Raw genomic sequence first — 11,363 nt, 5'->3', positions numbered from 1 at the left:
CAGCAAAGCAGAGCCGAAGCATCTCTAACGCAATGCTAACCCAGTCGTTGAGTTTACCACTGCGGTAGAGATGCTTCGACTTCGGCTTACGCCTCCGCTCAGCATGACATTGCTCTTTTTCTCACCCAGCTCACTGCTTACCCACAACACACGCACTAACCTCAAAATACCTGTCACGTAACACCTGACACCTTTTTTTCAACAATGGCAGAGAAAATAACCATTAAGAACGGCAAGCTCAACGTGCCGGATCAGCCGATTATTCCGTTCATTGAGGGCGACGGCACCGGACCAGATATTTGGGCAGCGGCCGTCCGCGTGCTAGATGCGGCGGTAGAGAAGGCCTACAACGGCAAGCGCAAGCTCGAGTGGAAGGAAGTACTGGCCGGTGAGAAGGCCTTCAAGCAGGTAAACAACTGGCTGCCCAACGAAACCCTCGACGCCTTCCGCGAATACCTGGTGGGCATCAAAGGCCCCCTAACGACGCCTGTGGGCGGCGGTATCCGGAGCCTGAACGTGGCCCTGCGCCAGGAGCTCGACCTGTACGCCTGCGTGCGCCCCGTGCGCTGGTTCGAGGGCGTGCCTTCGCCCGTGAAGCGCCCCGAGCTGACCGACATGGTTATCTTCCGCGAGAACACCGAGGACATCTACGCCGGCATCGAGTACATGAACGGCACGCCGCAGGCCCAGAAAATGCTGGAATTCCTGCAGGATGAGATGGGCGTGAAGAAAATCCGCTTTCCCGAAACGTCCTCCTTCGGCATCAAGCCCGTGAGCAAGGAAGGCACCGAGCGCCTCGTGCGCTCGGCCATCGAGTACGCCATCAAGCACAAGAAGCCTTCGGTGACCATCGTGCACAAGGGCAACATTATGAAGTTCACCGAGGGCGCGTTCAAAACCTGGGGCTACGAGCTGGCCGAGAAGGAGTTTGGCGACAAGGTGTACACCTGGGCCCAGTACGATAAGGTGCTGGCCAAGCAGGGCCAGGAAATGGCCGATGCCCAGCAGAAGCTGGCCCTCGACAGCGGCAAAATCCTCATCAAGGACAGCATTGCCGATGCCTTCCTGCAGCAGATTCTGCTCCGCCCCTCCGACTACTCGGTAGTGGCCACGCTCAACCTGAATGGCGACTATATTTCCGACGCGCTGGCCGCCATTGTGGGCGGTATCGGCATTGCACCGGGTGCCAACATCAACTACGAAACCGGCCACGCCATCTTCGAAGCCACCCACGGCACAGCCCCCAAGTACGCCAACCTCGACAAGGTGAACCCCGGTTCGGTTATCCTTTCCGGTGCCCTGATGCTGGAGCACCTGGGCTGGAACGAAGCCGCCGACCTCATCTACAAAGGCCTCGAAGCCGCCATCGCCAGCAAGCGCGTCACCTACGACTTCGAACGCCTGATGGACGGTGCCACCTTGCTCAAGTGCAGCGAATTTGGCGACGAAATTATCCAGGATATGTAGTAGCTTGGCGCAAGCCAACTACCTCAACCGCAACCCCCGCGTTGGCTGTAAGGCTGCCGCGGGGGTTTGTTTTTTAATCATCCAGAAATCATAATGCAAAAGGGTAAACTGTTCTCGTTTCTATTCCGGGGCTACTTCGGTTCTTATGGTTTTCTCTCCTTCGTATTCGGCGTTTTCTCTCTCTGCGGAGTAATGCCGGCAAATCTGAACGGCACTTCTTATTACGGCATTACTGGATTCTTTATTACGATATTATTTGCCCCTTTATTTGCGCTTATTTTCGCTGCAACCAGCTGGATATTCATTGCTCCAGGATTAATAGTGTATGATTTCTTTGCTGATGTATTTCAGAATTTACGGCGCTCATCTTAACTAGTCCTCGTGCAAACCAGCCAGCAACTCGTTGGCTACTCTACGCGGCCTGCTGTCGCTACTCCATATGCAGCACCAAGTCAGAATTACTCACCCGTGTAGAGCACGAAAAAGCCCGGACTTCTCTGTGTAGAGAAACCCGGGCTCTTTCGCCTTGATAGCCATTAACCCGCCGAATCATTCTTGCCACCTTGCGCCGGCCGCGGCTCGGGCTGCGGCTGCTCAGTTGATTCGGGTAGCTGCAATGGCTCGGCCTTATTGTCGGCCAATTGGCGCTGCTGCTCCGCGTGTTTCTCGCGTTGCTCCTGCTGCGCCTGGGCCCGCGACTGGGGCACGTCGCCGGAGCCGGCGGGCCAGCCTTCGCGCTGCTGTTTGCGGTTACCGTCGGTAACTTCGGTCTGGTCGTGGAAAAGGATTTGCTGGGTCGGGAAGGGCAGGTCGATGCCGGCTTCGGTGAGCTTGTTCTTGATGGCCGTGAGCACCGCGTCCTGCGAGTTCATGTAGTCGGCGCGGCGGGGCGGGTTGATCCACCAGCGGGCCCGGATATTCACGGTGCTGTCGGCCAGCTCGACTACCAGGGCCTCGGGGGCCGGGTCGGACATGATATCGGCAACCGATTTGACGGCCTCCAGAATCAGCTGGCGGGCCTTTTCAATGTCGTCGCCGTAGCCGATGCCGATGTCGTACTGCAGGCGGCGCTTGTCGTAGGCCGTATTCACGGTAACGGCATTGATGAACAGCTCGGCGTTGGGAATCACCACCCGGCGGCCGTCGTAGGTTTTAATGGTGGTGGCCCGGGTCTGGATGGTTTCTACGGTGCCCTCGAAGTCCTTGTACTTGATCTGGTCGTTGATGCGGAACGGCTCGGTGAGCAGCAGCAGCACCCCGGCCAGGAAATTCTGGAAGATGTCTTTGAAGGCAAACCCAATAGCCACGCCCCCTACCCCGAGGGCGCTGAGCAGGCTGGTGGGCGTGAAGCTGGGAATCATGATGGTAAACATCACCAGCACGCCCAGGATAAGCACGAACACATAGGCCAAGCGGCTCAGCAGCAGCGTCAGGCTCTGGTGGCGGCTGGCCGTGAAGCGCTGCACCAGCGAACGGACGGCCCGGGCAATGAACACAAATACCACGAGCACCACCACCCCGATAAGCAGGTTGGGCAATATGGCCATAAAGCTGCGGCCCATGGCGTTGAGCTTCTGCCAGGCAATAGAAAAATCCATACAACGTCGGGGAATAAGGGGAAATACGGGCCGTTGCGTAGTGGCCAGCAGTATAGCACACGTAATTTCCCGGCCAATAGTTATAGCGGCCGCCAGCCCCGTATCGGCCCGACCGCCGCTTTCTACGTAGGCCCTACCATGACGAAGCTGCACACCGCGACCCCCGACTCTCCCCTCGAACTGCGCGACCGGCTGGCCATGGAGCGCACCCGCCTGGCCAACGAACGGACGCTGCTGGCCTACCTGCGCACCGGCCTGACGCTGGTTATTGCCGGCTTAACCTTCTTCAAATTCTTCCGCAGCAGCGCGTATGTGTGGGCTGGCGTGTTGTTTATACCCCTGGGCCTGGCCATTGTGGTATTGGGCTGGCGGCGCTATCAGGTGCGCGCCCGGCACATCGAGCAATTCGTGGCGGCGGCCGATGCCATGGCTTAAGTAACCGGCCTTTCCTGCCCTCACCAGCTCGTGTATAATTATGTCATCACGCATGACTACCTCTGCCTCAGCCATATATAGAGGCAGCCACTTACAGGTCTGGATTAATTGCACTGAAATGGGATACAGGGCATTTTTCGGGGGAGGCTACACATGGCGGGAAGCGCTACGCAGGCAGGCAGGTGAGTGACTGGCGGAGTCGGGGCCAGCTGCTTTTTCGGCGCGAATGAAATATTGTTTTATCATTGGCGTTTCGACCACACTCCACAACCAAACCCTTCTATCTCATGTTCAAACCATCATTTTCCGCCCTGGCCTATTTGGCCTTATTTGGTACTATTTCATTAGCGAGCTGCAGCAAAGAGCAGCAGGTCCAGCCCGACCAGCCCGAGCAGGTGGCCCAGGACCAGGCCGAGCTGGCTTACCCTGGCCAGACCGGGGAAGCGAAAGCCGGGGAGTGGGGCGGCCAGCCCGTCAGCTACCAGGAAATCAACGGAGATAAAGTGTACGAAGGCGACATTCTACTCACCAGCGAGCAGCTAACCTCCGGCTCCGATGGCGACCAGCAGCGCCCCGGCAGCGCCGGCCGCACCACTGGCCGCTGGCCTTCGGGCATCGTGTATTACACCATTGATGCAGCTCTGCCTAATCAGGCCCGCGTAACCGATGCCATTGCGCATTGGCAGGCCAACTCGCCCGTCCGGTTTATTGCCCGCACCACCCAAACGGCCTACGTAACGTTCCGGGTGGGCTCGGGCTGCTCCTCCAACATCGGGCGCACCGGCAGCCGCCAGTACATCAACCTGGCTTCGGGTTGCAGCACGGGCAACACCATCCACGAAATCGGCCACGCCGTGGGCCTGTTCCATGAGCAGACCCGCAACGACCGCGACACATTCGTTAACATTCTCACCCAAAACATTCAGTCGGGCTACGAAGGCAACTTCACCAAGTACTCTGCCTCGGGTTACGGTGGCACCGACTACGGCGCCCTCGACTTTGGCTCTATCATGATGTACGGCTCGTTCTCGTTCTCTTCGAACGGCCAGCCGACCATCACCAAAAAGGATGGCTCCACGTTTAACATCCAGCGCACGGGCCTCTCGGCTGGCGACAAGAGCGGCATCGACGCCATGTACTAACCCACAACCATTGGGCACCTCGTGGGCCTGCTAAGCACCTACCAGGTATTTTTATAGTGAATCGGGCGGCTTTCCTTCGGGGAAGGCCGCCCGATTTTTGCTTCTCAGTCTGTATCGAAGCCCGGTCGTTCTGCGTTTAAGGCATGTTGGGAGTTGCCCTGCTTCATTCGCTCGCCAACGCCTGACCGAAGCAGTGTTTTTCACCGGCTTCCAATGCGTTCCTTACCAGCAGCCTTCAATCCATTCAGCGTGTCCAAGCAGTACCTGCCGGCCATCTGCCGTTTACTCCTATGCCTGCTACCGCTGCTAACGGCAGTGCTACCAGCCGAGGCCCAGCGCCGCCTGCGCTATACCGACTGGCAGCTGGTTTTTCTGGAAGACTTTGATACCTACCGCGACGTGGCCGACATGGCGGCCCGCTCGCCCTGGCAGTTTACGCCCGACAACGCCCCTACCCTCACCGGCAATCAGTACGAGGATGAGTACTACGATTCGGCCGCCATTTCACTGAAAAACGGTTACGCCTACCTCACAGCCCGCCCTTTGCCCGAGCCGCGCACTTTCACCTTCAAAGTAGCCGGTCGCGATACGGTGAAACAGCTGCACTTCGAGTCGGGCTGGCTAAGCCTGAAACCTGCATTTGGGGCAAACCGCGCGCTGGGTGATACGGCGCGCTGGCCGGGTAATCAGGGTTTCGAGTATGGCCTGTTTGAAATTCGCTGCCGGTTTGGCGGTGGTGAGGGCACCTGGCCGGCGTTCTGGCTGTACAGCGGCCCCACCGAAATCGATATATTCGAGGGTGGTGCTGGCCACGAGTACTCCAACAATGTCCATTACAACCGCGAGCAGCCTGCCCGCATCTCACAGGCCTCTTACCAGTCGCCGCCCTGGAAAGACCTGACCGCTGACTTCCACGTTTTCTCAGCCATCTGGACACCCGCCGAAGTGACGTTTTACTTCGACGGCCGGCGGCTACGTACGGTGCCATCCAGCCAGTTGCCCACCTTCCCGTCCCCGGCCACCATTATTGTCAACCAAGCCGTTCTGTCGTATGCCAACACATCGACTTGGCCTGTAGGCCCCAGCGGCCCTTATAGCAGCCTGGTTGTTGATTATATAAAGGTGTACAAGCCGAAGAAGTAGCCTTAGCCTACCCGAACAGCCACAAAAAGCCCCAACGCCTTTCGCATAAAGCGGGGCATTGGGGCTTGCTTTTTGGCATTTTTCTGAACCAAGCAGTAGGCAGCTTAAATCAGGGGGCTGCTACTGAGCAGCGTATTCACGGCTACATCCTGGTCCAGGTATTTAGAGGAATAGCGGGTATCGGGGCCGTTGATGAACATGGCGGTTTGGCCGCCGATGGCTTCAATGATGGCATCCTTCTGGTCCATAGGCAGCGCCGGGCAACCCAGGCTGCGACCCAAGCGGCCGTTCTGGCGAATGAACTCGTCACTCACGTAGTCGGCACCATGCATTACCACCGAGCGCATGAGCGCATTCGTGTTGTAGCCTTCATCAACGCCAGCCAGCTTGAGCGAGCGGCCATGCTTGCCCACGTACTCGCCTTCGGTTACATAGAAACCCAAGCTGCTTTTATTCGACTCGTTCTCGTTGGAAAAAGTCGTGGCCATGTTCTCACCCGAGTTGCGGCCGTGTGCCACCAGCGTGTGGAACTTCACCTCCTTAGCCTCCAGATCGAGCACCCAGAGGCGCTTTTCGGTGGAAGGCAAGCTGAAATCGACTACGGTAAGCAGCTTTTTTTCGCTGAGCTTATCGGTTTCCTCCAGGTTGAGGTAGCCGGTCATGGCCTTCTCGAATACCTCGAAGGTCAGGCCCTGCTGCTCCACCTGCAGGTCGCGGTACAGGTCGTACACTTTTTGCTCGAATACAGTGGCTTTGGAAACGGCCACTGGTGCAGAAGCGGGCAAGTGCATTTTGGAACCGGTAACCGCGGCTTTGGAGCGCGTAACCGGTGCAGCCATGGGGGTAGCCATAAACAGGGCCGCCACAAACGGCAACACCCGCCGGGCAAGGCGGCGCGACTTTAATTTGAGCCGCTGACGTTGAACCACGCTTTTATTTTCCATCATCACAAGTCATTTCGGTTGCAGAAAAGGGCGTTACGCGCTTGGAGCGCCCGGGTGCCAGTATACGTAGCAGTGACGTAAACGGTTGAACGAACATACTATCGGGCCCGGTACCTGATTAAACATAGCCCTAACCCGATAAATTCCCCGGCCCAGACCCAAGCGGCCAAAACACTACCAGTATGCAGCAATACAACACCGGTATTTTACTATTTAAATACCGAATTTGTGTTACCTAATTCCGTGCCTTCCAGCCGGCTCTGCTCTGCGGTTTTCTGACTGCCAATTCTCAACTAATTTCCCCAATTCCCACATGCACACCTCTACCAATGCCTGGTGGCGTAGGCTCACGCTTGCCGCCACTGCCCTGCTCGTACTGGGCGGCCAACCTGCAAAAGCCCAAAAAGTAGTCCTGCAAGGCTACTGGTGGGACTACTGGAACACCAACTACCCCAATGGCTGGGCCAACTACATTGCCCTGCTGGCCCCGCGCCTGAAAGCCATGGGCATCGATGCGGTCTGGCTGCCCCCAAGCATCAAGAACGGCAACCAGGGCAACGGCTACTCGCCCTTCGATAACTACGACTTAGGCGATAAGTACCAAAAAGGCTTTACTGCTACCCGCCTGGGCAACAAGGATGAGCTGCTGCGGGCCGTGGCGGTGCTGCATGCCAACGGCATTGAGGTGGTGCAGGACATCGTGCTCAACCACAACGACGGAGCCGGCTCGCAGACCGGCGGCGGCGGCCAGGACCCAGCCGCCTGGGAGGACTTTACCACCAGCAAGTACAAGAACTTCCGGTACGTGAGCTACAGCAAGCCCGCCACCGACGAAACAGCCGCCAACTACCTGGCCCGCAATGGCCGCTTCCCTAAAAACTGGCAGAATTTCACCCCCAACCCCGGCAACAACTCCACCTCCGGCGACCAGAACCAGGTGCTGTTCGGCCCCGACATCAGCTACTATAACGGCTCGTATGGGCAGAGCTCCAACGCCACCTTCAATCCGGCGCAGGGGGCCGACTACATGCGCACCGGCCAGCGCAACTGGCTGGTGTGGTACAAGAAACAGCAGGGCTTTGATGGGGTGCGCCTGGATGCAGTGAAGCACTTCCCCGAATTTGCTATGGAGGATTTCCTCTATAATATGCAGACCAATGCCGGCTGGGCCAACGGCGGTGCCACCATGTACGCCGTGGGCGAATGGGTGGGCAGCAGCGGCCAGATGGACAGTTGGGTGGCCAACGTGCAGAACCGCGCCGGCACCTTCGACTTTTCGCTTCGCAACGCCTTGTACAGCATTGTGAGCGGGGGCGGCAACTTCGATTTGGGTTCGTTGCCGGGTTACCAGCAGAACGCCCGCGTGTTCAACATCAACGGCACGTTCGTGCACCGCACGGTACCGTTCGTAAACAACCACGACACATTCCGGCCCCAGGTAAGTACCACTGGCAACTACACCGGCTGGAATTCGGGCCAAGAGCTGGCCCCCCACATCGACCCGTTCGACCCGCGCCTCTCGGCTGCCTATGCCGCCGCGCTGGCTGTAGATGGCTCGCCCCAGATTTTCTTTGAAGACCTGTTTAACATTGGCAACACGGGCAAACGGTACTCGCACCAGCCCACCAGCACCGTCGACCTGCCACAGCGCTCCGATATTGAGAACCTGATTTGGTGCCACCAGAACCTGCGTTTCAAGGACGGCGCGTACAAAGTACGCTGGCAGGCCGCCGACCACCTCGTGATTGAGCGTAGCACCAAGGCCCTCATTGGCATCAACGACAACTTCAGCACCTGGCAGAACAGCACGGTCAGCACCGATTTTGCGCCCGGCACCGTGCTCAAGGACTACTCGGGAGCCAACGGCACCACCACCGTTACGGTAAGCGGCTCCAAAACCGTAACCATCAACACGCCGCCCTGCAACGGCACGGCCGCCGGCGGCCGCCGCGGCTACTCGGTGTGGGCCCCCACGGGCATCGGCACCAACTACGTGCGGGCTGCTATGCCCACCACCCAGGAGTGGGAGCTGGCCGACGATTTGGGCGACTCGCACCCTTCGTCGCTTAAGCAGGGCGGGCAGCTGCCGGCCTCGTCTACGGCCTACCGCACGGCGGGCCGCATTTATGTACAGTCTGGCAAAACGGTTACCTACACCCTCTTCCCAACCGATGCCACGCGCAGCCTGGCCGTGGAGCTAGTGAGCCCCGCCAACGCCATTCTGAGCAGCAAAACCGGTACCGGCAATCTCACCGGCACCTATTCGCCCACCACCACCGGCTGGATAACGCTGCGGGCCAAGAACACCTCCACGGCCAACCCCGCCCAGCGAGCCTTCCTGAAGGCGACCTACACCGCCCCGGCCGTGCTCACGAGCGTTGCCCTGCGCGAAAGCGTTGTCACGTCCACTGCTTCGGCCGCCCCTACCGGCACCGATCTGCTGGTGTACCCCAACCCCACCAGTGCCGGCCGCATCGATGTGGTACTCCAGACGCCCCGCGACCTGACCGCCACCCTGCGTCTCGTCGACCTTACGGGCCGCCTCGTACACGAGCAGCGCGTCCGCCTCTACCCCGGCTCTACCGAGCAGCGCCTGAACCTGAACCGTGCCCTGCCCGCCGGCGTGTACCAGCTTAGCGTTCCGGAGCTGAACTTGAGCCGAAAAGTAGTGGTGCAGTAATTCGTCCGTCTCCCGATAAGGAAGCCCCGCTGGAATGGTCCGGCGGGGCTTTCTTATGTCTCATTTTTCAAAAATTTGATTATGCTATCCAAGCTAGCTAATTGCTTTTCCTCAAGTTTAGGCCAATCATGTTCTTCGTGCTCGTAGGAAGCCAGCTTTTTGATGGCCCGGCAAAACGGCAGAATAATTTCAGTGGCAGTACCAGTAGTTTCGTATAAAAATTCCTGTGCCCGACCATTGGGCTGATACTTAATAACCAGACAGTACAGCCGTGATTGTGGCTGACTGAAATCGAAGTAATAACCCGTTGGCTCCAGGTGCCACCATACTCTTGCCTCAATTCCATCGACCACATCGAGAATTGCCCTGTACAATAAGTAAACAGGATTTATAGGGACGTCTGAAGCGTCAATATCCAGCCTGAAATCATTGCTACTGAATTTGACAGGTAACCAGCCGTGACTTGGCTGTTCAAAACTGACGCGGATGCAGTTAGTAGATGCCATAGAGACCAACAGCTTACCGCCACCCTTGGGCCGCCAGCCGCTGGGCGGCACCGGCTGCGTCGAGCCACTTCGATTCGAGGCCGGGGCCGCTGAGGTAGAGGCAGCCGCCCTCGCCCACGGCGCTGATAATGGCCCGGTACTGGTCGGGGGGCAGGGCGGGGCAGCCGCGGCTGTTGCCAGCCTTGCCGTGGCGCTCCATATAAGCAGTGCTCACATAGTCGGCGCTGTGCAGCACCACGTAGCGACGCAGGGCGTTGTCGTTGTGGCCGGCATCGAGGCCGCGCAGGCGGCGCGAGAGCCCGTGCTTGCCCCGGTAGGTATCCTGGGTGCGGTAGAAGCCCAGGGCTGTGCAGGCCGATTTGATGGTATTGGAGAAGCGCCGGGCCTGCACGCCCTCGCCCGAGCCGCGGCCGTGGGCCACGGGGCTGCGGTGGAGCACCTGGCCGGCCCGCAAATCGAGCACCCACAGCCGTGGCTCGGAGGACGGTAAATCCATATCAGCAATGGCCAGCATGCCCGGCCGACTGATGCGGCCGGCCTGCCGCAGGTTGAGGTAGCCCACGCAGGCCCGTTCCAGCACCTCGGGCCGCAGCGCAGCGGCTTCCGGCCCCAGCCGGCCGCGCAGCTCCGCCACGGCTGCCCGCAACTCCGGCGACACATCAGGCAACGGGGCCAGCGACGTGGGAGCCAGCGGCGTGGGGGCCAGCGAATGGGCGGCTGGCACTAGCGCCACGGCCGGCGCTGGGGCCGCTACGGCTACTGCTGCACTTTGGCGGGCTACGGCCACCTCGCCCCCCGCCGACTGGCAGCCGGCCAGCAGCCCGCCCGTTCCCAACAGGGCCAGTAGCATAACAGGAAGGCCGGAGAAGGAAGCGGGAAAAGTCATGAGCAGCGGTTGGTTGGAGGGCCAAAATTCGCATTTATGCCACCGGATGCAAACGCAATCCTTCCCGCACCCGACTTCAAGCCATGAAAAATCCGCTTCCCAAACTGGAAAGCGGCTTTCAGAAATGACCCAGATTGCACAGAACGGCGTAGGGTGCGGGGCTTGTCCCCGCCCGCCATTTAACGGAGCCACTGGACGGCTGGGTTGGCTTCTTGGGTGCCCGTTCTAATGGCGGGGGCGGGGACAAGCCCCGAACGCCACGCCGTTCTAACAGCCTATTCCGCAGTTCGGATTAACTACCAGCGTTTTGCGGAGCTGTGGGGCGCAGAGCGGGCGTGCATGCGGCAGTGCGCCTGGGCCCGCCCCTCGCGGTGGCGGCGCTGGGCGCCCGGTGGCAGCGGTGGCAGGGCTCCCACGTCAAGTGTAGGCAGAGAGGTGGTGCTGGCCAGGACTTGGCGGATAGCAGATGATGTGCTGGCGGAAATTGTGAGGGAGAAGAAAGACATAAGGCAGTTGAGTTGGAGTTGGTCTGCGTGCCGGCAACCACTAGCTCGGGCAGTTG

General features: G+C 59.3%; 11 protein-coding genes. 6 read left to right on the top strand and 5 right to left on the bottom strand.

Features of this window, described 5'->3' with window-relative positions:
- Positions 1–204: 204 nt before the first annotated feature.
- Together icd and HW554_RS05825 are read left to right on the top strand one after the other, a co-directional pair.
- On the top strand, positions 205–1,467 hold the full coding sequence (gene icd, locus HW554_RS05830) for an NADP-dependent isocitrate dehydrogenase (protein ID WP_176907647.1): 1,263 nt from the start codon (positions 205–207) through the stop codon (positions 1,465–1,467).
- A gap of 93 nt (positions 1,468–1,560) precedes the next feature.
- Positions 1,561–1,839: a hypothetical protein gene (locus tag HW554_RS05825; protein ID WP_176907646.1), complete on the top strand. Its 279-nt coding sequence runs from the start codon at positions 1,561–1,563 to the stop codon at positions 1,837–1,839.
- Positions 1,840–2,003: 164 nt separating this feature from the next.
- Here the strand turns inward: HW554_RS05825 and HW554_RS05820 are convergent, their stop codons facing one another.
- The gene (locus HW554_RS05820; protein WP_176907645.1) at positions 2,004–3,065 is read right to left on the bottom strand and encodes a mechanosensitive ion channel family protein; all 1,062 of its coding nucleotides are present in this window, start codon (positions 3,063–3,065) and stop codon (positions 2,004–2,006) included.
- A gap of 138 nt (positions 3,066–3,203) precedes the next feature.
- Between HW554_RS05820 and HW554_RS05815 the strand changes: the two genes are divergently transcribed.
- The 3 genes from HW554_RS05815 (at position 3,204) to HW554_RS05805 (ending at position 5,785) form a co-directional block, all read left to right on the top strand.
- Complete coding sequence (locus HW554_RS05815) at positions 3,204–3,500, top strand: DUF202 domain-containing protein (protein ID WP_176907644.1); 297 nt, start codon at positions 3,204–3,206, stop codon at positions 3,498–3,500.
- Between the two features lie 287 nt (positions 3,501–3,787).
- Positions 3,788–4,642, top strand: a complete 855-nt coding sequence (locus HW554_RS05810; protein ID WP_176907643.1) for a M12 family metallopeptidase — start codon at positions 3,788–3,790, stop codon at positions 4,640–4,642.
- A gap of 213 nt (positions 4,643–4,855) precedes the next feature.
- On the top strand, positions 4,856–5,785 hold the full coding sequence (locus HW554_RS05805) for a glycoside hydrolase family 16 protein (RefSeq protein ID WP_176907642.1): 930 nt from the start codon (positions 4,856–4,858) through the stop codon (positions 5,783–5,785).
- Between the two features lie 104 nt (positions 5,786–5,889).
- On the opposite strand, the gene HW554_RS05800 is transcribed toward HW554_RS05805, so the two are convergent.
- On the bottom strand, positions 5,890–6,732 hold the full coding sequence (locus HW554_RS05800; RefSeq protein WP_246285123.1) for a murein L,D-transpeptidase catalytic domain family protein: 843 nt from the start codon (positions 6,730–6,732) through the stop codon (positions 5,890–5,892).
- A 310-nt stretch (positions 6,733–7,042) separates the two neighbouring features.
- Between HW554_RS05800 and HW554_RS05795 the strand changes: the two genes are divergently transcribed.
- Positions 7,043–9,409, top strand: coding sequence for an alpha-amylase family glycosyl hydrolase (locus tag HW554_RS05795; RefSeq protein WP_176907641.1), 2,367 nt, complete (start codon positions 7,043–7,045; stop codon positions 9,407–9,409).
- 53 nt (positions 9,410–9,462) lie between these two features.
- Here HW554_RS05795 and HW554_RS05790 read toward each other — a convergent pair whose 3' ends face one another.
- From HW554_RS05790 to HW554_RS05780, 3 genes are all read right to left on the bottom strand, one after another.
- Positions 9,463–9,915, bottom strand: a complete 453-nt coding sequence (locus tag HW554_RS05790; RefSeq protein ID WP_176907640.1) for a hypothetical protein — start codon at positions 9,913–9,915, stop codon at positions 9,463–9,465.
- A gap of 13 nt (positions 9,916–9,928) precedes the next feature.
- Entirely contained in the window at positions 9,929–10,801 is an 873-nt protein-coding gene (locus HW554_RS05785) for a murein L,D-transpeptidase catalytic domain family protein (RefSeq protein WP_176907639.1), read from the bottom strand.
- Between the two features lie 296 nt (positions 10,802–11,097).
- Positions 11,098–11,307 (bottom strand): hypothetical protein, encoded by a 210-nt coding sequence (locus HW554_RS05780; protein ID WP_176907638.1) that lies wholly within the window; start codon positions 11,305–11,307, stop codon positions 11,098–11,100.
- Positions 11,308–11,363: the final 56 nt, after the last annotated feature.

The sequence above is a fragment of the Hymenobacter lapidiphilus genome (assembly GCF_013377885.1).
In the GTDB taxonomy this organism is placed as follows: Bacteria; Bacteroidota; Bacteroidia; order Cytophagales; family Hymenobacteraceae; genus Hymenobacter; species Hymenobacter lapidiphilus.
Note: the sequence above shows the minus strand (reverse complement) of the source record. Positions and strands in the feature narration are given on the sequence as shown.

What these genes read in the sequence shown, in the direction of transcription:
- HW554_RS05815 (WP_176907644.1), top strand. Translation starts at nt 3,204, where the DNA reads ATGACGAAGCTGCACACCGCGACCCCCGACTCTCCCCTCGAACTGCGC.
- HW554_RS05780 (WP_176907638.1), bottom strand. Translation starts at nt 11,307, where the DNA reads ATGTCTTTCTTCTCCCTCACAATTTCCGCCAGCACATCATCTGCTATC.
- HW554_RS05800 (WP_246285123.1), bottom strand. Translation starts at nt 6,732, where the DNA reads ATGATGGAAAATAAAAGCGTGGTTCAACGTCAGCGGCTCAAATTAAAG.
- icd (WP_176907647.1), top strand. Translation starts at nt 205, where the DNA reads ATGGCAGAGAAAATAACCATTAAGAACGGCAAGCTCAACGTGCCGGAT.
- HW554_RS05820 (WP_176907645.1), bottom strand. Translation starts at nt 3,065, where the DNA reads ATGGATTTTTCTATTGCCTGGCAGAAGCTCAACGCCATGGGCCGCAGC.
- HW554_RS05790 (WP_176907640.1), bottom strand. Translation starts at nt 9,915, where the DNA reads ATGGCATCTACTAACTGCATCCGCGTCAGTTTTGAACAGCCAAGTCAC.
- HW554_RS05825 (WP_176907646.1), top strand. Translation starts at nt 1,561, where the DNA reads ATGCAAAAGGGTAAACTGTTCTCGTTTCTATTCCGGGGCTACTTCGGT.
- HW554_RS05810 (WP_176907643.1), top strand. Translation starts at nt 3,788, where the DNA reads ATGTTCAAACCATCATTTTCCGCCCTGGCCTATTTGGCCTTATTTGGT.
- HW554_RS05785 (WP_176907639.1), bottom strand. Translation starts at nt 10,801, where the DNA reads ATGACTTTTCCCGCTTCCTTCTCCGGCCTTCCTGTTATGCTACTGGCC.
- HW554_RS05795 (WP_176907641.1), top strand. Translation starts at nt 7,043, where the DNA reads ATGCACACCTCTACCAATGCCTGGTGGCGTAGGCTCACGCTTGCCGCC.
- HW554_RS05805 (WP_176907642.1), top strand. Translation starts at nt 4,856, where the DNA reads ATGCGTTCCTTACCAGCAGCCTTCAATCCATTCAGCGTGTCCAAGCAG.